This window comes from Arthrobacter sp. zg-Y1110 (assembly GCF_025244865.1).
Taxonomy (GTDB): Bacteria; Actinomycetota; Actinomycetes; order Actinomycetales; family Micrococcaceae; genus Arthrobacter_B.
On record NZ_CP104272.1, the window covers coordinates 2,072,402 to 2,091,881 of the forward strand.

16 protein-coding genes are annotated in these 19,480 nt (G+C 66.6%); 5 read left to right on the forward strand and 11 right to left on the reverse strand.

The annotated features are described in order from the left end of the window. Positions 1 to 54 precede the first annotated feature (54 nt). Complete coding sequence (locus N2K99_RS09565; RefSeq protein ID WP_312847320.1) at positions 55 to 1,842, reverse strand: DUF222 domain-containing protein; 1,788 nt, start codon at positions 1,840 to 1,842, stop codon at positions 55 to 57. 321 nt (positions 1,843 to 2,163) lie between these two features. Between N2K99_RS09565 and N2K99_RS09570 the strand changes: the two genes are divergently transcribed. Both N2K99_RS09570 and N2K99_RS09575 read left to right on the forward strand, forming a co-directional pair. Further along, positions 2,164 to 2,430: a bifunctional 2-polyprenyl-6-hydroxyphenol methylase/3-demethylubiquinol 3-O-methyltransferase UbiG gene (locus tag N2K99_RS09570; RefSeq protein WP_227933616.1), complete on the forward strand. Its 267-nt coding sequence runs from the start codon at positions 2,164 to 2,166 to the stop codon at positions 2,428 to 2,430. 51 nt (positions 2,431 to 2,481) lie between these two features. Further along, positions 2,482 to 2,883, forward strand: coding sequence for a hypothetical protein (locus N2K99_RS09575; RefSeq protein ID WP_227933617.1), 402 nt, complete (start codon positions 2,482 to 2,484; stop codon positions 2,881 to 2,883). A gap of 40 nt (positions 2,884 to 2,923) precedes the next feature. Here the strand turns inward: N2K99_RS09575 and N2K99_RS09580 are convergent, their stop codons facing one another. Next, complete coding sequence (locus N2K99_RS09580) at positions 2,924 to 4,213, reverse strand: CapA family protein (RefSeq protein ID WP_227933618.1); 1,290 nt, start codon at positions 4,211 to 4,213, stop codon at positions 2,924 to 2,926. Positions 4,214 to 4,327: 114 nt separating this feature from the next. Between N2K99_RS09580 and N2K99_RS09585 the strand changes: the two genes are divergently transcribed. Further along, entirely contained in the window at positions 4,328 to 6,352 is a 2,025-nt protein-coding gene (locus N2K99_RS09585; RefSeq protein WP_227933619.1) for a M3 family metallopeptidase, read from the forward strand. 120 nt (positions 6,353 to 6,472) lie between these two features. On the opposite strand, the gene pgsA is transcribed toward N2K99_RS09585, so the two are convergent. The 5 genes from pgsA to N2K99_RS09610 form a co-directional block, all read right to left on the reverse strand. Then, positions 6,473 to 7,090, reverse strand: coding sequence for a phosphatidylinositol phosphate synthase (gene pgsA / locus N2K99_RS09590; protein ID WP_227933620.1), 618 nt, complete (start codon positions 7,088 to 7,090; stop codon positions 6,473 to 6,475). A 3-nt stretch (positions 7,091 to 7,093) separates the two neighbouring features. Further along, the gene (locus N2K99_RS09595) at positions 7,094 to 7,678 is read right to left on the reverse strand and encodes an HIT domain-containing protein (RefSeq protein WP_227921255.1); all 585 of its coding nucleotides are present in this window, start codon (positions 7,676 to 7,678) and stop codon (positions 7,094 to 7,096) included. A 15-nt stretch (positions 7,679 to 7,693) separates the two neighbouring features. After that, positions 7,694 to 9,706, reverse strand: a complete 2,013-nt coding sequence (gene thrS, locus N2K99_RS09600) for a threonine--tRNA ligase (protein ID WP_227921253.1) — start codon at positions 9,704 to 9,706, stop codon at positions 7,694 to 7,696. Positions 9,707 to 9,781: 75 nt separating this feature from the next. Beyond that, a complete protein-coding gene (locus tag N2K99_RS09605; protein ID WP_227933622.1) occupies positions 9,782 to 13,183 on the reverse strand; it encodes a DNA polymerase III subunit alpha in 3,402 nt (1,133 codons plus the stop codon). Positions 13,184 to 13,186: 3 nt separating this feature from the next. Next, a complete protein-coding gene (locus N2K99_RS09610; protein ID WP_227921249.1) occupies positions 13,187 to 13,498 on the reverse strand; it encodes a DUF6504 family protein in 312 nt (103 codons plus the stop codon). A 514-nt stretch (positions 13,499 to 14,012) separates the two neighbouring features. On the opposite strand from N2K99_RS09610, the gene N2K99_RS09615 reads away from it, so the two are divergent. Then, the gene (locus N2K99_RS09615; protein ID WP_227921247.1) at positions 14,013 to 14,279 is read left to right on the forward strand and encodes a hypothetical protein; all 267 of its coding nucleotides are present in this window, start codon (positions 14,013 to 14,015) and stop codon (positions 14,277 to 14,279) included. Positions 14,280 to 14,298: 19 nt separating this feature from the next. On the opposite strand, the gene N2K99_RS09620 is transcribed toward N2K99_RS09615, so the two are convergent. After that, positions 14,299 to 15,984, reverse strand: a complete 1,686-nt coding sequence (locus tag N2K99_RS09620; protein ID WP_227933623.1) for an MDR family MFS transporter — start codon at positions 15,982 to 15,984, stop codon at positions 14,299 to 14,301. Positions 15,985 to 16,253: 269 nt separating this feature from the next. Between N2K99_RS09620 and N2K99_RS09625 the strand changes: the two genes are divergently transcribed. Beyond that, the gene (locus N2K99_RS09625; RefSeq protein ID WP_227921242.1) at positions 16,254 to 17,297 is read left to right on the forward strand and encodes a DUF2776 family protein; all 1,044 of its coding nucleotides are present in this window, start codon (positions 16,254 to 16,256) and stop codon (positions 17,295 to 17,297) included. A 10-nt stretch (positions 17,298 to 17,307) separates the two neighbouring features. On the opposite strand, the gene N2K99_RS09630 is transcribed toward N2K99_RS09625, so the two are convergent. Genes N2K99_RS09630 through N2K99_RS09640 form a run of 3 tightly spaced genes read right to left on the reverse strand, consistent with a single transcriptional unit; the run spans position 17,308 to position 19,463 of the window. After that, entirely contained in the window at positions 17,308 to 18,081 is a 774-nt protein-coding gene (locus tag N2K99_RS09630; protein ID WP_227933624.1) for a tyrosine-protein phosphatase, read from the reverse strand. Then, on the reverse strand, positions 18,074 to 18,646 hold the full coding sequence (locus N2K99_RS09635; RefSeq protein WP_227933625.1) for a DUF2087 domain-containing protein: 573 nt from the start codon (positions 18,644 to 18,646) through the stop codon (positions 18,074 to 18,076). Before N2K99_RS09635 ends, N2K99_RS09630 begins: the two co-directional genes overlap by 8 nt. Next, positions 18,633 to 19,463 (reverse strand): hypothetical protein, encoded by an 831-nt coding sequence (locus N2K99_RS09640; protein ID WP_227933626.1) that lies wholly within the window; start codon positions 19,461 to 19,463, stop codon positions 18,633 to 18,635. Before N2K99_RS09640 ends, N2K99_RS09635 begins: the two co-directional genes overlap by 14 nt. Positions 19,464 to 19,480: the final 17 nt, after the last annotated feature.

Here is a 19,480-nt window from a genome sequence, read left to right on the forward strand (position 1 = left end):
CATAATCGACGGTGCAAACATGGCGCTGCGCAACCTGCCAACTAGCGCTGCGACTCAGGTGCCCGGCAGCGGCGGCGCCGTGGATTGATAGGTGTATCCGGTCGGCGTGGTGATTTCGACCGCGTGCCGGCCGGGACTTCCAACACTCCTTGCCTGCCAGCCGGGTGCTTCCTTGGCTTGGTTGCAGGCTTCGCACAGGCCCTGCAGGTTTTCGGCCTTTGTACTCCCGCCGATGCGGTGCGGACGGATATGGTCGCGGTGCCGGATTGGGGCGTTGCACCACGGTGTCCGGCAGGTTTGGTCCCTCACGGAGATGAACCTCGCCAATAATCCAGGGACAAACCGCGCCTTGGAGTCCAGGCCAATGAGTTCACCTGAGGTCGGGGCCGTGTAGAGGCGCCGGAGCCAGAGGTCCGGCGACGCAGATGCTCGGCGACGGCTGGTCGGTTCTTCGTGTCCGGCTTTGTGTGACCGGTCCTTTCCGGTCTTTTCACCGCCGGGGCTGACGCTGTCGGCGGTATCCTCTCCGCCGCTGCAGCTTCCGGCATGGGCCTCACCGCCCTTGCGGCTTCCGCCCAATCCGCGACCAGCAATGCCGCTCGCGGCCAGACCACCACCAGCCTTGCCGTTCGCCGCTTTCCGCACCGCGTCGCGTGCCCACATGGCCGGCACCACGCCGTATCCGCTGAGGTAGGCCGGTTCGTTCGAACCCGCCAGCAGCGTACGGTCGGTCATAACAAGCTGGACCTCCAGCGGCACCCGGTCAGCGTGGGTAAGACCGGTGATTCTTTCAACCAGCGTGTCAGCCATGATCTGGCCCCGGCCGCGTTCATCGCCACGTGCCCGGAGGGAATCTGCTTCGCGGCTGAGGGCGGCAAAGACCGCGACCCCCTGGGCCACCGGCAATAGGCCTGTCAGGTAGGTCATGGTGTCCGGGGCAGGCCGGCAGGAAACATAGCGGTCCGACTGGGCCTTGGCTGCACGCCGGACCAGCGCCTCTTGGTCGATCCGGTACGTTAGTTTCCGAATCCTGCCAATCAGACGCCCGTCTCCGAGCCCCTCGAGTCCGGCAACGTCTCCGGCTACCTCACGGTCCACCAAGCGACGGTCGGATACCGACAGGCATGCCGTCTCACGGACCAGAAGCGTGGCCCGCCATTCGTTGAGTCTGCCCTCGGACAGCGCCCGGAGTGTGCATGGCATTTCAAGTGCAAGCGCTTTGGAAAAGCCAAGAATCCGCCCGCCGCGTGCCGGCGATTCGCGCCGGGCGAGGGCAATTTGAGCAGCAATGCCTCTCCCCTGCTGCTCTTCGGGAATGCCGGAGCGTGCATGTGCTGCACGGACGGAGGCATCGAAGGCGGCGGCGACGCGAACCTGGGCTGCTGCAGCAGCGGCCTTGAGTTCTTCCAGGACGCGCAGCCGGCTTATGAGACCCGCGTCTGTATCGGAGGCGATCTCTTCCAGAGCGCGCCCGGAAGACAGCTCGGCGATCCACGCGGCGACCGGCGAGAATGGCGGTTCGTTGCCGCAATGCGCCTCCGCGACGGCTGCCGGACCAGGGCGCTCACGGCTGGACAGCGCTGGCGCGGCCGCCGGACCAGGGCGCTCACGGCTGGACAGCGCCGGCTCGGCCGCCGGACCAGGGCGCTCACGGCTGGACAGCGCCGGCTCGGCTGCCGGACCGTTGTTGCCACTGCGGTGCCCAGCGGCTGTACCGAAGCGGAGCTCAGCGCCCTCAACGGATGCTGGATAGTCCCGATTTGATTCGAACATGTGTTCGATGCTATGGACCCAAAACCAAGCCTGCAATAGGAGTTTTCGTCCTTGTGGAAAACTACCCACACCTGTGGGTACCCCGGCTCTGGCTTGGGAAAACAGTTGAAAGAGAGGGCACGGATGCCGCGGCCTGCCAGTCCCGGGTGCTCGTTGGAGGCGTGCCTTCGTTGGCCCGGAGGCGAGGCTGGATCCGCTGCAGTCTGGCGGCTGGGCGTCCCGATGTCGGTCCACCCCAGGTCCGCCGGTCGCCTCCGCCAACCAGCCCCAGGTCCAGCCCCAGCCCCAGCCCCACGTCCAGCCCCGGCACGCGTGCTACCGTTCAGGCGCGCACCCAGACCGAACCCATCCTGCTCCCCTAGTGAAAAACCACCGACTGAAACGAGCCGCATGACCCCATCGGAGCCCGGGAACTACTACGCCGTCCCTGAACTTGCTGCCGCCTATGATGCCGATACGGAAGCCCGCCAGGACCTGCCGTTCTACCTGGCACTGGCCGCCGAGCTGGGAGCCCGCCGCGTTGCGGACATCGGATCAGGAACAGGCCTGCTGTGCAGCCTGCTGGCAGGGCAGGGATATGAGGTCACGGGAGTCGAACCTGAAGAAACCATGCTTTCGCTCGCAGACACCCAGCCGCATGCCGACGCCGTCACCTAGATCCGGGGAACCGCGGACCACCTGCCGGCAGCCTGGGCCGATTTGGTGCTGATGACCGGGCATGTAGCGCAGTACTTCCTTGATGACGCCTCATGGGTGCAGGTCCTCACCCATGCCGGACGGGCGCTGAGGCCCGGAGGCAGACTGGCGTTCGAAGTGCGCAACCCCGCCGTCGAAGCCTGGCGCCAATGGGAGGGCACGCACAGCACCAGCCGGGGAACAGTCACCCAGACCGTCCGGCGACAAAAGGACCTGGTCACGCACACCGATACCTGGACCGACGATTCCGGAACGCGGACGATAATCGAGACTCTCCGCTTCCCTTCCTGGGACACGGTTACCGCGGGTTTGGAAGCGGCAGGACTTACGGTAGGCCAGTGCTGGGGTCACTGGGATCGAAGCCCGGTGCGGCAGGATTCACCGGAGTGGATCTTTCTCACCGAAGCGGTCTGACCCGCCCGTACGCGGCCCGCCACCCCCGCACACCCCACGCTTACCCTCCCCCGCCGTCCTGCGTCATCAGCCATTCATGCGCCCCGGCGTCGGCCGCCCCCAGAGATTCGACCACCGGAACAGTCCGTGCGCGCACCGCTTCCCGCTGGGCCGGCGGCGCGCACTCCCCCTGCGGCAGGTCCCCCGCAACGGAACACCACCGGTACGGATCCCGGACAATCACCGACGGCGCCCAGGCGAGGTCGCTGACCGTCCAGGCCCCGGCGTCGTCGCGGGCGAACTGTGCCCGGACTATCAGGCCCTCGTTATTGACGTCGTACGAAGGCGAAAGCTCCGTCACGGCATTGCCGAGCCCGTAGACAATCCACGTGCCGTTGTAATTCTCGATAGGCAGTACCGAATGCGTGTGGTGGCCGTAAATGAAGTCGAACTCGCCGCTGTCCGCCAGCGCATGGGCGGTTTCCACCTGCTGCGCATTGGGCACCGACGCGTATTCCTCACCTGCGTGGATGGCAGCGACGACGACGTCGGCCCCTTCCGCACGGGCCGTTCGGGCCTTGTCGATCATCGCGGGGGCGTCGATCAGATCCACCTGCCACGGATACTCGGCAACCAACCCGTTCAGCCCGTAAGTGGCTTCGATGACGGCCAGGTCGCCCGCCGGAGCGGACAGGAGCATGGGCGCGCCGGCGCCGGTCTCGGCGGCGTACGATCCGGTGTGCGCCAACCCCAGGGAATCCAGTACGCCTAGCGTGCGGTTCAAGCCGGCCGTACCGGCGTCGATGGCGTGGTTGCTGGCGGTGGTGCAGCCGGAATAGCCGACGGCGGCCGCTGCCGTGAGGATCTGCGGCGGCACGTTGAACATGGGATAACCCGTATACGGCCCGTCCGGTTCGGCCACCGGAGTCTCCATGTGGCACACGGCCAGGTCCGATCCGGAAATGTAGGTCCGTTGCCCGGCCAGCAGCGGCTCGAAGTCCAGCGGTCCCTTGCCCGTGGCAGCCGCATCCACCGCGGCCTGCTCCCACAGCTGCGGATGGACCAGCAGGTCCCCGGCAAGCATCAGGGAAAAGCAGTTCTCCGTGGGACAGGCCGGACCCTTGCCGGGGTTGCCGGGCTCGGCGGACGGTAACGACGGCGACGCCGACCGGGCAGGCGACGCTGCAGGCGGGGAGGACGCCGACGACGGCGCGCCGGCACCCTGGCGCTCCTCGCTCCCGTCTCCGCCGTCCGCCATGCAGCCGCCAAGCAGCAGGGCCAGCACCAGCACCGCCGCGAGCCCCGGCACGCGGAACAGCCCCGCAGGACGAATACCCGGATTGCGTTTCATGAACTTCCCCACGCATCTCCCCAGGCCCGCAGGCTGCGGCAGCGGGGAATCGGACCGATCCTACTGCAGTGCCAGGTTGGAGCGGGATGCCCCGCTGTGCCAGTCTTGGGCTTTATGGACAACCCTTTCCTTTACCCGAGTAGCCTGCCGTACCAGCTGCCCCCGTTCGAGCAGATCAACGAAGACGTTTTCCTGCCCGCCTTTGACTCCGGAATTTCCGGGCATGCCGCCGAGATTGAGCGCATTGCCGCGAACCCGCAGGCTCCGGACTTCGAAAACACGATCGAGGCCCTGGAATTATCGGGCCAGGAGCTGGGCCGCACCGCCGTCGTCTTCTTCACCCTCTGTGCCGCGCACGCCACCGACGGCGTGCAGCGGATCCAGCAGCAGATCGGCCCGCGGCTCGCCGCGCATGAGGACACGATTTACCTCAACCGGCAGCTCTTTGCCCGCGTCGAAGCCGTCGCGGCGAACCTTGCCGGCCTGGATGATGAGCAGGCACGCCTCGTGTCCGAGTACCGCCGCCGCTTCATCCGCGCCGGTGCGCAGCTCGATGACGCCGGGCAGGCCCGCATGCGGGAGCTGAACGCCCGGCTTTCGGAACTGGGCACCGACTTTTCCCAGCGCCTGCTGAAGGACACCAACGATTCGGCCCTGGTGGTGGACGACGCCGCCGAACTGGACGGCCTGTCCGACGACGACATAGCCGCAGCGGCGACCGCTGCGGCGGAAGCGGGACACGACGGTAAGTTCCTGCTGTCCCTCGTGCTGCCCACCCCGCAGCCGGCCCTGGCGTCGCTGACCAACCGTGAGAGCCGCCGTCGGCTGCATGATGCCGCCCGTAACCGCGGTTTCCGGAACAATGACGGGAACACGCTTGCCCTCGCCGCCGAAATGGCCGCGCTGCGGGCGGAAAAGGCCGCACTGCTCGGTTTCGCGAACCATGCCGAGTACGGCACGGATGACCAGACCGCACCGTCCCTGGCCGCGATCCACGCCATGCTGGACAAGCTCGCCCCTGCAGCCGTCCGCAACGCCAAGGCGGAAGCCGAAGAGCTGCACGAAGCGGCCCGGCGGGACGGACACGAACTGGCCGCCTGGGACTGGGCGTACTACTCCGAGCAGGTCCGTCGGGAGAAGTTCGACGTCGACTCCTCCGCCCTGCGGCCGTACTTCGAACTGGAGCGCGTCCTCACGGACGGCGTCTTCTATGCTGCCAACCGGCTCTACGGACTGACCTTCACCGAACGGGCGGACCTCGCGGGCTATCACCCGGACGTCCGGGTCTGGGAGGTCAAGGACGACGACGGCACCGGGCTGGGCCTGTTCCTGGGCGACTATTACACCCGGGACACCAAGAACGGCGGCGCCTGGATGAACTCACTGGTCCACCAGTCCCGGCTGCTGGATGCCCCGCCCGTGGTCATCAACAACCTGAACATTTCCAAGCCCGCTGCCGGTGAACCGACGCTGCTGACCTTCGGCGAGGTGGTCACGGCATTCCACGAATTCGGCCATGCGCTGCACGGGTTGTTCTCTGATGTCACGTATCCCCAGTTCTCCGGCACCGCCGTACCGCGGGACTTCGTTGAATACCCGTCACAGGTCAACGAAATGTGGATGCTGTGGCCGGAGGTGGTCGGCAACTTCGCGAAGCACTACGTCACCGGGGAGCCGCTGCCGCAGGAGGAAATCGACAAGGTGAATGCGGCGGCCGTCTGGGGCGAGGGGTTCTCCACCACCGAGTACCTGGGGGCCGCCCTGCTGGATCTGGCCTGGCACGAACTCGCACCGGGCGAAACGGTGCAGGATCCGGACGCATTCGAGGCCGCTGCCCTGGCGGCGGCCGGCGTCGACCTGGACCTGGTTCCGCCGCGTTACCGCACCGGCTACTTCAAACACATCTTTGCCGGCGGCTACGCGGCCTCGTACTACGCGTACATCTGGAGCGAAGTGCTCGACGCCGACACAGTCGAGTGGTTCCGGGAGAACGGCGGCCTGACACGGGAGAACGGGGACCGTTTCCGGACGGAGCTGCTGTCCCGCGGCAACAGCATCGACCCGCTGCAGGCGTTCCGGAACTTCCGCGGACGCGATGCGCAGATCCAGCCGCTGCTGGACCGGCGCGGCCTGGCCTAAGCCCGACGAGGCCGCAGCGGCAACCGCAGCCGCAACCGCAGCCGCTCCCGCAGCGACCATAGATAGAAGGCGGGAACCGGATCACCGGTTCCCGCCTTCTATTGCGCCAACTACGCCTGCCTAGGCCGGATTGCCCATCCGCGCCTGCTTCCGCACGGTGTGCATCCGCTGGCCGATGGTCACGCAGCTGGCCAGGGTCAGCAGGATCAGGACCACCAGCAGCAGGACCTCGGGGACGCCCAGGCCCACCAGCCCGGTAGCGACCAGCAGGGAGACCAGCCGCTCCGCCCGCTCGGCAATGCCGACGTTGGCGGAGAAGCCCAGCGACTCGGCCTTGGCGCGGATGTAGGACACCAGCATCCCGACGACCAGGCAGAGGATGGCCGCGATGCCGATCGCGTCGTTGCCGCCGCCGGTGAAGAACCAGATGGCGACGCCGGCAAACAGGGCGCCGTCGGCGAAGCGGTCGAGGGTGGAATCCAGGAACCCGCCCCAGCTGCCCTTGCGCTGCTGCTGCCGGGCCATGATCCCGTCCACCACGTCGGAGAAGATGAAAACGGTAATGAAGATGGTGCCCCAGAACAGCTCACCCAGCGGATAAAAGACCAGTCCGCCGACCATCACACCGAGCGTGCCGGCGATGGTGACCATGTCCGGGGTTACGCCGCGGCGGAGCAGCCAGGTGGCCAGCGGGCTGAAAACGGCAGTGAAGAATCCCCGTGCGTATTTGTTGAGCACGTGTCAGTCCTCGCTGTCCGGGCCGGAGCCCTCTTCGGGCCAGGCATCGGCCACTTGCCGGCGCACGTCGCCCAGGGTCTGGGTGATGGCCTTGGTCTGCGCGATGATCGGCAGGAAGTTTCCATCACCGCCCCACCGCGGAACGATGTGCTGGTGCAGGTGGGCGGCAATCCCGGCCCCGCCGGTTTCGCCCTGGTTCATGCCCAGGTTGAAACCGGTGGGGCTGGACACCTTCCGCAGCACGCGCATGGCGGTCTGGGTCAGCGCCGCGATTTCCGCCGTCTCCTCCGGGTCGATGTCCGTGTAGTCCGGCACATGGCGGTACGGGCAGACCAGCAGGTGGCCGGCGTTGTACGGGAAGAGGTTCAGGATCACGAAGGCGTGCCGGCCGCGGTGGACAATCAGCGATTCCTCGTCCGACCGCTCCGGCGCGGCGCAGAACGGGCAGGTCTCCTTCGAGGAGACCTGCTTCTGCCCGCCCTTGATGTAGGCAAGCCGGTGCGGGGTCCAGAGCCGCTGGAATGCGTCGGGGACGCCGGCGAGTTCGAACGTGTCCGTCACCGCGGCGTCGTCAGGTTGTTCTCCCATAGCGTCCCCGCCGCCCTACTTGTCCCGGTTACGGACGGCTTCAACAATCCGTTTGACGGCTTCTTCAACGGGTACGCCGTTGTCCTGGCTGCCGTCCCGGAAGCGGAAGGAGACGGCGCCTGCCTCGGCGTCGTCGCCGCCGGCGATCAGGACAAACGGGATCTTGTCCTTGGACGCGGTGCGGATCTTCTTCGGGAAGCGGTCGGTTCCGGTGTCCACCTGGGCGCGGATGCCGTGCGCCTTGAGCTTGTCGACGACGTCGAACATGTAGTCGTTGAACGCTTCGGCCACGGGGATGCCGACTACCTGAACCGGTGCCAGCCAGGCCGGGAACGCGCCGGCGTAGTGCTCGGTGAGCACGGCCATGAAGCGTTCCACGGAACCGAACAGGGCGCGGTGGATCATGACCGGGCGCTGGCGGGTGCCGTCAGCGGCCTGGTACTCGAGCTCGAAGCGCTCGGGCAGGTTGAAGTCCAGCTGGATGGTGGACATCTGCCAGGTGCGGCCGATGGCGTCACGGGCCTGGACGGAGATTTTCGGGCCGTAGAAGGCTGCTCCGCCCGGATCCGGGACCAGGTCCAGGCCGGAGGCTTCGGCAACCTCGGCGAGGGTGCGGGTGGCTTCCTCCCAGATGTCGTCGGAGCCGACGAACTTCTCCGGGTCCTTGGTGGAGAGCTCCAGGTAGAAGTCGTCCAGGCCGTAATCCTTGAGCAGGTCCAGCACGAACTTCAGCGTGGTGGTCAGCTCATCCTTCATCTGCTCGCGGGTGCAGTAGATGTGGGCATCGTCCTGGGTCATGCCCCGCACGCGCGTCAGGCCGTGGATCACGCCGGACTTCTCGTAGCGGTACACGGAACCGAATTCGAACAGGCGCAGCGGCAGCTCGCGGTAGGACCGTCCGCGGGAGCGGAAGATCAGGTTGTGCATGGGGCAGTTCATCGGCTTCAGGTAGTAGTCCTGGCCGGGCTTGGTGACCTCGCCGGTCTCCGGATCGGTGACCTCGTCCACGTGCATGGGAGGGAACATCCCGTCGCGGTACCAGTCCAGGTGGCCGGAAACCTCGTACAGGTGGCCCTTGGTGATGTGCGGGGTGTAGACGAACTCGTAGCCGGCCTCGGTGTGGCGCTGGCGGGAGTAATCCTCCATGGCCTTGCGGATGATGCCGCCCTTGGGGTGGAACACCGGCAGGCCCGAACCCAGCTCATCCGGGAAGGAGAACAGGTCCAGCTCGGTGCCCAGCTTGCGGTGGTCGCGGCGCTCGGCTTCGGCCAGGCGCTCCTGGTAGGCCTTCAGTGCGTCCTTGGTGGGCCAGGCGGTGCCGTAGATGCGCTGCAGCTGCTGGTTCTTCTGGTTGCCGAGCCAGTAGGCGGCGGCGGAGCGGGTCAGGGCGAAGGCGTTGGAGATCAGCTTGGTGTTGGGCAGGTGCGGGCCGCGGCACAGATCGCACCAGACGACGTCGCCGGACTTGCGGTCCACGTTGTCGTAAATGGTGATCTCGCCGGCGCCGACCTCGATGCTGGCACCTTCGCCGGCTTCCTCGGCGCCGTCCTTCTTGCCCAGCAGTTCGAGCTTGTACGGCTCGTTCTTCATGGCTTCGCGGGCTTCGTCTTCGCTGACCACGCGGCGGGCAAATTTCTGGTTCGAGTTGATGATCTTCTGCATCATCTTCTCGAGGGTCTTCAGGTCCTCCGGCGTGAACGGCTCGGCAACGTCGAAGTCGAAGTAGAAACCGTCCTTGATGTACGGGCCGATGCCCAGCTTGGCGTCCGGACGCAGCTGCTGCACGGCCTGGGCCATGACGTGCGCGGTGGAGTGGCGCAGGACATTCAGTCCGTCTTCGGAGTCAATGGTGACGGACTCCACGATGTCGCCCTGCTCCAGCGGCGTATCCAGGTCCTTGAGGACGGAGTGCACGCGCATCACGACGACGTCGCGGCGTTCGAAGAAGAGCTGAGCACCAGTGGTGCCAGTATCCACCGTGGTCTCTTCGCCGTCGACGATGAGGGTGAACTTCTCTGGCACTGACACGGTTGTCTCCTAGATTTCGTTGTACGGCGTCTGCTGCACGGCCTGGACACGGCCGCACTTCCGCCCGTACCGATGTTATCCGCTGCGCTTGGACCCCACCAACATGCCGCGCTGGCGGCCGGGTTTCGGAAGCGAGTCCGGGTCCGCCAGGTTCCATGCTTCGAGTGCCTGGAGGCTGATGCCCCGCGGGCCGGTGCGGCGGGTCAAGCCGCGGACCAGCAGCAGCTCCGTGCCGAAAAGCAGCGGACCGGATTTCTCCTGCGCCTCGTGGAAGAACGTGCAGTCAATGCATCCGGTGCCGTCGTCGAGGCTGATGAACACCACGCGGCGTCCCCCGCGCATGGGCGGAGTCTGCGTGGCCACCCGGATCCCGGCGACCAGCACTTCGGTCCCGTTGCGCAGGTCCATCAATGCTTCCGCGGGAGTAACGCCGAGTCCGCGCAGCAATGGACCGTAGCTTTCCATCAGGTGCGCGCTGACGTCCACGGACAAAAGATCCAGTTCGGTGCGGACCTTTTCCCGCAGCCCGGGTTCGGGCAGGTGATGGTGCAGGTTCGCCAGCTCGGTATCCCCCAGCGGCAGGGCCAGCTGCCCGGGAATCGGATCATGCTTCCGGGACGCGGACTTGGCCGGTGCGGCGTCCAGGTACTGGATCAGGTCCGCACGGCTGCCCTCGGAGCCGGTCTGCTTGCTGAGCGAATCGAACGCTCCGAGCTGCGCCAGCCGGCGCAGCGTGGGCCGGGAGACCTTCGCACGTGCCCTCAGGTCCGCCAGGGAGTCATAGGGCTGCCCGGCGGCGATGCGCCTTAGCTCGACGGCGGACAGCCCGTAGATCCCGGCCAGGGACAGCCGGATGCCCAGCCGTCCGTCGTCGAGCCGCTCCACCCGGTAGGTTTCGCCGCTGCGGTTTATGTCCAGGGGCAGGATGGGGATGCCCATCCGCCGCGCCTCGGCGACGAGCAGCCGGCGCGGGTACATGCCGGGATCATGTTCGAAGATGCCGGCGAGGAACGCCGCCGGGTGGTGTGCCTTCAGCCATGCCGACTGGTAGGTGGGTACGGCGAAGGCAGCGCCGTGGGCCTTGCAGAAGCCGAAGCTGCCGAAGGCCTTGAGCGTGTCCCAGACCTTGTCGATGGTTTCCGGCGTGTAGCCGCGGGCGGCGGACTTGCTGCGGAAGTATTCCTCCACGCCCGGCTCGGCGGATTCGTTGCCCAGCAGGCGGCGCAGTTCGTCCGCCTTCGCCAGCCCGCAGCCGGTGAAGACATTCAGCGTCCGCAGCACCTGTTCGTGGAAGACGGTGACGCCGTGGGTTTCGGCCAGCACCGGGCGCAGCGCCTCGTGCGGGTAGACCTCCGGGGAGAAGCCGTGCCGGTGTTCCAAAAACGGCCGGACCATGTCGGATTTCATCGGCCCGGGCCTGAACAGGGAAATGTCGATGATCAGGTCATTGAACTCCCGCGGCGCCAGCTTGCCCACCAGCTCGCGCTGTCCCGGGGATTCGATCTGGAAGCAGCCCAGGGTGTGCGTGCTGCGGATCAGTTCGTAGGTGGGTTCGTCGTCGAACGGCACGGCGTCGAGGTTGATCCGGCCGTCGGGTTCGACGAACTCCGGGTCCGGCTCCTCCGGCCCGTCCCGATGCTTCCCGGCGGCAATGACCTCTTCACGGGAGGAGTGCACCCGCACCACTTCGCGTACGGCAAAGGCCATGGCGCTCTGCATCCGCACACCCAGCACGTCGAGTTTGAGCATGCCCATGGGGTCCATGTCGTGCTTGTCGAACTGGGACATGGGCAGGCCCAGGCCGCTGGGCTGCACGGGGGTGCGGTCCAGCAGGGAGGTGTCCCCCAGGATCACTCCGCAGGGATGCATGGAAATGTGCCGGGGCAGCCGGTCCAGGCGTTCGGTGAGGTCCACCAGCAGGTCCAGCTGCTGGTTCTTTTCCACCTGGCCGGAGAATTCCCGCAGTTCGGGCTTTTCGGCGAGCGCCTCGCGGAAGTTGCGGGCCGAGAAACGCCATAGCTGCTTAGCCACAGCGCCGATCTCCTCCTCGGGCATGCCCAGGGCCAGTCCGGCGTCGCGCACCGCTCCCCGTGCCCGGTAGCCGTTCTGCATGCTCATCAGCGTGACCCGTTCGGAGCCGAAGCGTTCGAAGATGCGGTGATAGACGTTGTGCCGCTCGGCGCTTTCCACGTCTATGTCGATGTCCGGCAGCGTGGAGCGGTCCCGGGAGAGGAAGCGTTCAAAGATCAGGTCGTGGTCCAGCGGGTTCACGTGGCTGACGCCCAGCAGGAAGTTCACCAGCGAGGAGGCCCCCGACCCCCGGGCAGCGGCGCGTACCCCCATCCCGGTGATCATGGCGGAGACTTCCGCAACCGTGAGGAAGTACGATGCGAAGCCCAGCCGCTCGATGATGCCCAGCTCGTGTTCGAGCCGGTTGCGCAGTTCCACCTCGGCAATCGAATCCCGGGCGCGCAGCCTGCGGGTAATCCCCGCCTCGCAGCGCTGGCGCAGTTCGATCATGGGTTCAGCCTCGATGCCGATCACCGAGGCTTCAGGTACCACGGGCTGCTTCCAGCCCATATCCGCCACGGGGTCTATCCGGCAGCTATCCGCGAGCGCCGCAGTGTCGGCCAGTAACCGTGCCGCTCCCGAGGAACCGTAGCCTGCCTCGGAGCTGATCTCGCGTGCCAGCGCAGTCATCTCCCGTGTCCCCTTGAGCCAGCCCTGCCCGTTGGGCTGTAAGTCCGGAAGGTGGGAGAGCGACGTCAGCGAGCGTGCGGCGTCGAGCACGTCAGCGGTGGCGGCTCCATCCTCATCCACGTACCGCACGGCATTGGTGAGGATGCCGGGCACACGCATCTCGTCGGCCAGCCGGAACATGCGTACGGCGTGGGCAAGGCTGAGGTTCTCCCCCGGGGCGGACAGATGGGTAACCACCTCGACGGCGAGCGCCCGGGCAGGGATCAGCGAGCGCCAGCGGCCGAACAGGGTACGGGCGACGGCGTAGCTTCGGCTGCGCATGGCCTGGCCGACGTCGGACTGCGGGCCGACGAGGACGGTGAGGACAGGTTCGTCCTCCCCCTCTGTGCAGACGTACCCGGCCAGTTGTTCCATGGTGACGCCTACCGGTTTGCCGGCGCGTGCCCGGGAGGCTGAGGTGGCGGCGTGCGCGGCGGAGATCAGCCTGCACAGGGCACGGTAGCCTGCTCCCCCGGTATGCCCGTGGGCAAGGATGACTACCCGGCCCGTGACCGCGTTCCCGTCATCGAGCACGGCCAAATCCACGCCCACGATGGGATCGATACCGGCTTCCATGCAGGCCCGCAGGTGCTTGACCGTTCCGTAGAGCCCGTCCCGGTCTGTGCAGGCCAGTGCGTCCGCGCCGTCGGCCGCTGCGGACTGGGCCATTTCCTCCGGCCAGGACACCCCGTAGTGGGCGCTGAACGCGGTGGCGGCGTGCAGGTGGGTAAAGCTCATTGCTCAGGCACTGTCCCTCAGCGCGTCATGAATGCGGATCAGGCGCCAGCGGTCGCTGCGGACATGGTGCGAGAGGTCGAGGGTGCGCAGGTCGGAGCGGTCATTGACCCGGGCCTGGACCCGCCAGATCTCGGTATCCACCAGCCCGGCGCCATGTCCGCGTTCGGCGCGGGTTTCTTCCTCCCACCAGTTACGGCGTTCATACCAGCGCACAGGATCAGCCCCCACCTTGTAGGTGTGCCCGCCCCAGATAAGCCGGAGAGGCTGGCCCGCAGGCGAGCACACCACCTCGATTGCTTCGCTGAAGGTACCCATTCAGCTTCCTCTCCGCCCACGGATGCATGCGCACCGCACACGCACCAACCCACTGGTTATCCATTGGTTTTCAGTTGATTATCAGTTGGCAACTAATTCGAACATATGTTCGAACAGCTCCGCCACCAGTGTACGACCAGCAGGGGACAAACGGCACCACACGGAGATGGACGGGTAGGGAGATCCGCTCAGAAGCAGCAGGGCCCAGGTGTGCCGCTGACGGAGCCGACGCCCGCATGGTGCACACTGTTTCCAGACAGCTGGATTCTGCGCAGGATGCCTTGGTCCAGGCAATACTCATCGGATGGGGCCGGTTATGACAGCAGACAGCAACACACCGCCTAATGGACGGCAGCAACCGGAACCATGGAATCCGTTCGGGCAGGAGCCTGAACTGCAGCATCGGAATCCATATGCGCAGGACGTCCTGCCTGCGGATCAGGGAGCGGTTCCTCCAGAAGCGGCCTCCCGGAAAACACGGTTCAGCGCGGCAGCGATAACGGGAATGGTCCTCGTGTCGATCGTCTGGGCGATCGTCGTCCGCCCCCTCATCGCCTTCGCCGCCTGGGACACCTCCGGCTTCTCCATTTTTGGCTTCTTCGCCTTTTCCGGCCTGCTCACCCTGCTCGGAGGAGTAACGGGATTCATCGCGGCGCTTATCCAGGGAAACAGGAGGCTTGCCGCCCGCCTGTACATCATTCCCTCCCTGATCTGGCAGGGAGCGACCCTGGCTGCACTTTTCGCGCTGGTGTTCTCCCTATCCGGTTATGACGGCACCTAACCGCACCTAACCGCAGGCCCTATCTCCCGCTGTCCATGTCCACCCGGGCCGTGGTGGACAACGGCTGCTGCACAAGAAACAGCGTCAGGACAAAGGCCGCCGCCAGGATCGGCACCCCGAGCAGGAAGATCGGCGGCAGCGCCTCGCCGAACGCGGATTTGATGAAGTCCTGCGCCGGAGCGGGCAGCGCCCTGATGCTGTCCGGGCTGATCGAATTGGCGCCGCCCGACGCCGCATCGCCGGCTCCGGCCGGTGCGGAGGCCAGCTGGTCATTCAGCCGGCGGATGAACAGGGAACCGAACAGGGCAATCCCCAGGGAACCGCCCATCTGCCGGAAGTAGTTGGCGGTGGAAACCCCGGTACCCATGTCCTTGGCCGGGACGCTGTTCTGCACAATCAGCACCACGTTCTGCATCAGCGCCCCGATCCCCAGTCCCAGCACGAACATGCCCAACGCGGTGAGGGAGTACGGCGTCGTGCTGGAGATGCGCGAGAGCAGCAGCAGGCCGCCGATCATGGTGAGGGACCCGAGAATCGGATAGATCTTGTACTTGCCCGTGCGGGAGATCAGCTGCCCCGTCCCGATCGAGGTGGTGAGCAGCCCTGCGGTCATGGGGAGCATCATCAGCCCGGACATAGTGGGACTGGCTCCGTTGACGATCTGCAGGAAGGTCGGCAGGTAGGCAATGGACCCGAACATGGCCAGCCCCACCGCCAGCCCCACCAGTGTGCAGATCAGGAAGTTGCGGATCCCGAACAGGCGCAGCGGAAGGATCGGTTCGGACGCGCGCAGTTCCACCGGAATGAAGACGGCGACGGCGACGGCGGCCACTGCTCCCAGCGTGAGGATGGTGGGTGAGGTCCAGGCGTAGTTGTTGCCGCCCCAGCTGGTCAGCAGCACCAGGGCGGCGCTGCCGACGGCAAGCAGTGCGGCACCGGCATAGTCCAGCCGGATCCCCTTGTGTTCGGACCGCGGCAGGTGCAGGGCGGTGACGATGACCGCGAGCGCCACCGCACCGATGGGCAGGTTGATGTAGAACACCCACCGCCAGGACCAGTAGTCGGTAAGGTAGCCGCCCAGCAGCGGTCCGCTGACGGAAGCGATGCCGAACGCCGCCCCGATCATTCCCATGTACTTGCCGCGCTCGCGGGCGGGCACAATGTCACCGATGATGGCCTGCGCACCGATGATCAGCCCGCCGCCGCCTACGCCCTGGATGGCCCGGTAGGTGATGAGTTCGGCCATGCTGTGCGCCTGCCCGGACAGGGCGGACCCGCCCAGGAAAACCACGATGGCGAAAATGAAGATGTTCTTGCGCCCGAGCAGGTCCCCGAGCTTCCCGTAGATCGGCAGCCCGATTGTGGAGGTCAGCAGGTAGGCGGTGATCACCCAGGACAGGTGGTCCATACCCTGCAGGTCCCCCACGATGGTGGGCAGGGCGGTGGAGACGATGGTCTGGTCCAGGGCCGAGACAAGCACCGCCAGCATCAGCCCGGCGAAAACGACGGCGATCTGGCGCCGCGAATGCCCGCCTCCCGCATCGGCGCTGCCCTGCACGCTGTCCCCGCCCGTTGGCGGGCCGCTCCGGGCCTGCGGCGTGTGCGCCACCAGAGGGACGGCGTTGACCGGCGCTCCCATGGCACCGGCCATCCCGGCTATCGGATGGGTTGCTGCGGTTCCGTGGGGAGTAAACCGGTCGGCCATGCACTCCTCCTTGGAAATTTCCGCCGGATGAGGGCAGTCCGGCCGGGACTTCCATTCGACGCCCACCGTCCCGCCAAGTCAACGGTCGGCGGCGGCCACCCATGCCGCCGGTACCGGCCGGCGTCGTGGTGGAGGGCGTTGAAGTTACCTACTCTAAGGAACGGCTCCCTGCCTCGGCGTTGTTCCACGGGTAGGACAGGCGCACACTGGCACTGAAAGCGGACCGGCCATGATGTCGAAGCCGCACGGGATCACCTTCGGGGTACGCCATGAACCGTACAATAAGCGTCATTTTCCGCGCCATACCGCTTCTGATGGGCGCTGTCTGTCTGTCCTATGGCCTCTACATCCTGTCCGGGCGGAACGATGCCGATCACTTTGTCGCCGGACATGTCAACGTCGGGCTGACCGCCATCTGTTATGCACTGTTCACCACGGCGGCCACCATCATTCGGCAGCTCATCAACCGCTATGGGCGCGTATGGGGGATCATCCTGCCGCTCTCCGGCTACGTGGCTGCTGCCGCCGCCGTCATCTGGGGCATCCTTCTGGCCAACCGGGACAACACCGCGGAGAACCTCACGGCGGGCTTCGTTGTGATCGGCATCGGCTTCGTCGCCGCGTGCGTCAGCACCGTCGCGGCCGCGTCCACGAAATTCACTCTCATCCAGTCAGCCCAGTTACTCGAGCCCCAGGGCGGCCCGCCGGAAGGTGCCCACTCCCGCGCCGTCGGCGCCGGGCTGCTCGCAGTTCCGGTTGGAGCCGCCGTCGTCGGTTTCTCCCTTGCGATCGGCCTGTTGGTGCGCGGGGATACGCCCGGATTCGTTGCCGGCCACGTCCTGATCGGCCTGTCGGCGATCTGCACGGCGCTGATCGCCCTGGTCGCGAGCATCGTGCGCCAGGTGCGCAACGAATTCAGCGACGGCGAGCGTTCCGCCTGGCCCTGGCTCGTCGCTGCCGCGGGCACGATCAACGTGCTGCTCGGACTATTCGTGCTGTTCAGTTCAGACGAACCCTACCGGCTGGCCCCGGGATGCGTGCTGATCGGCCTCGGGCTGATCTGTTTCAGCATCCTGTCGAAGGTGCTGTTGCTAGCCCTCGTCTGGCGTCGCACGTTTGCCCTGGCCAACCGCATCCCGCTGATGCCCATCGGAACAGCGCTCAGCTGCCTGTTCTTCGCCGCGTTCCTCTTTGAAGCCGCAGGCACAGACCCGGCGTTCTTTGTCCCCGCGCACGTGCTGGTTGGACTCGGGGCTGTCTGCTTTACGCTCTTCTCAATCGTGTCGATCCTCGAAGCGGGAACGTCGGAGTAGCAGAGCAGCATTAAGGCGTGGAGGGAACTGCTCCCCGCCAGGTGCGGATGCCGGTGCGGACTGCCTCCGGCAGCCCGGCGTCGTCAAAGAGCCGGTCCAGCGAAAAGCCGTCCACCGCCGCGCGGAAGGCACCGTCCATGCTGGTTCCCTGCCCGGCGCACAGTCTTTCGCTCTCTGCCTCCGGATTGGGCCGTCCCGTTGCTGCTGCGAAGGCATCCGCGTTGCGGACGGTTTCGAAGTAATCCTCCCGGATCTCCTCCGGCTCCGCGTCCACTCCCGCGAGCAGGACCATTGCGGTCATTCCCGTCCGGTCCCGGCCCGCCATGCAGTGGAAGAGCACCCCGCCGGGCGGGGCATCGGCGAGCGCCTGCAGTACGGCGCCCATCCGGTCCGGCAGCCGGGTGAGGTGCGGCAGGTAGTACAGCGGCGTGCCCATCAGTCCGTTGTTCCAGTACCCCTCCCAGAACTCCGGATTTTCCGCCAGCCCGTCCAGGTCCACGGGAACCGTGGTGAGCCAGTCCGGGCGGGCGGCGGTGTCCCGTGCGCGTTCGGGCGGCTGCCGGAGGTCGACGACGGTACGCACTCCCAGCGCATGCAGGGTGTCCCAGCCGCGGGGGCGGATCAGGTCCACCGTTTCGGAGCGGAAGAAGACCCCGTGCGGCGTGAGCGTGCCGTCGCGCCGTCGTCGGCCGCCCAAGTCGCGGAAGTTCACCAGCCCCTCCACGGGGCGAAGAACCCGCGCGTCGACTGCAGGGAGGCTGGCCGTATCCGGGGAACTAGGCAAATTCCATTCCTTCGGCCGGACGGGGGCGGGTGAGCCAGTACTGGGTGCCGGCGGCATCCCGGGCCACAATGCCTTCATCCACCAGATAGCGGCGGATGGCAGCGGGGTCTGCGGTGAAGGCCGTCAGCCGGGTGGTGAGTTCCTTCTCCGACAGCACCGGCCGCAGCCCCGGCTCCGGCGGCCGGGCATGTTCAAAGACCTCCCCGGCCAGGAAATGCAGCAGCTCCAGCCGGTCGGAACGCTTGCGCGGGTAGGCCTCGAGCCTGCCGTTGACCAGGAAGCGGCGGGCCGACGTGTCAGGGGTAGGCACGCCGGCGGCCAGCAGATCAGCGAAGACGGACGGTACCGGTTCCACCCCGCGCTCGCCGACGCGGACCAGGCCGGCGTTCTGCAGCACCGCCAATGACTTGGCCTCTGCAGAGGTGAGGCCCTCCGGATCCAGGCGTGCGCCGTCGTCGGCCGCCAGCACGGCACGGGCGTACAGGTGCAGGCGCCGGCGGTCTGCGAGCGCCGCCGCCACGGGACGCCAGAGGTTCATCTCCGGCGTCGGATCAGTTTCCCCCATGGTTCTCCTTCACATCTGTGTCCGGTTCCCGGCCGTCCCTGACCGGCGGTGACAGCACCTGGACCGGCGGCATGTCGTGCATCATCCCCATGACCTGCAGGTCCGCATACAAGTCCGCCACAGCCGCGGTATGCCAGTCCCTCACCGTGATGAGCGTTCCGTCCGGGTAGTTCTGCACGGCGGCACCCGCAACGGGGAAGGGCAGCCGCCCGTAGGCCGTCCGCGAGAACCAGTTGAGGTATCCGACGGCGGGTTCCCGGTAGGAGGTGTGCCCCGGCAACCCCAGCCGGGCCCGGCGCTCGCTGACCGTGTCATAAACTTCCCAGCTGGTAAGGCTCCCCGTTTCCGGCTCCCAGATGCGGACCAGCTTCCGGAACCAGGCGGAGGCTTCATCGGGGGTGCCGATGGTGAAGCCCGCCGGCAGTAGCAGGGAGATTTCGTTGGGCCCCGGGCCGAGGTTCCTGCCGGCGGTAACGTCCAGGGAGAACAGCGGTTCCTTGGCATCTTTGTCTGCGTAAAGCCGGAACTGCGTCTTGCTGGTGCCGGTGGAAAACGGCGAATCAGGAGCGTCGCGCTCCCGATTGCTTGCAATTGCCCGGCCCAGTGCGGACGGGTCGGTAAAGTCCGCAGCGTCCCTGAACACGAGTGCCCGGCCGTGCCACTCACTCTCCGCAGCATCAAACCGGCCCCGGAACAGGTCCAGCATCGGCAGGATCCGGGCGGCCACCTGCTCCGCCGATTCCCTTCTGGCTCCCCACTCCAGCCGAACACGGACAGCCTTATCCTCCGGAAACAGGTCGGCCACGGTGAGTGTCATGCGGCACAACCTACCCG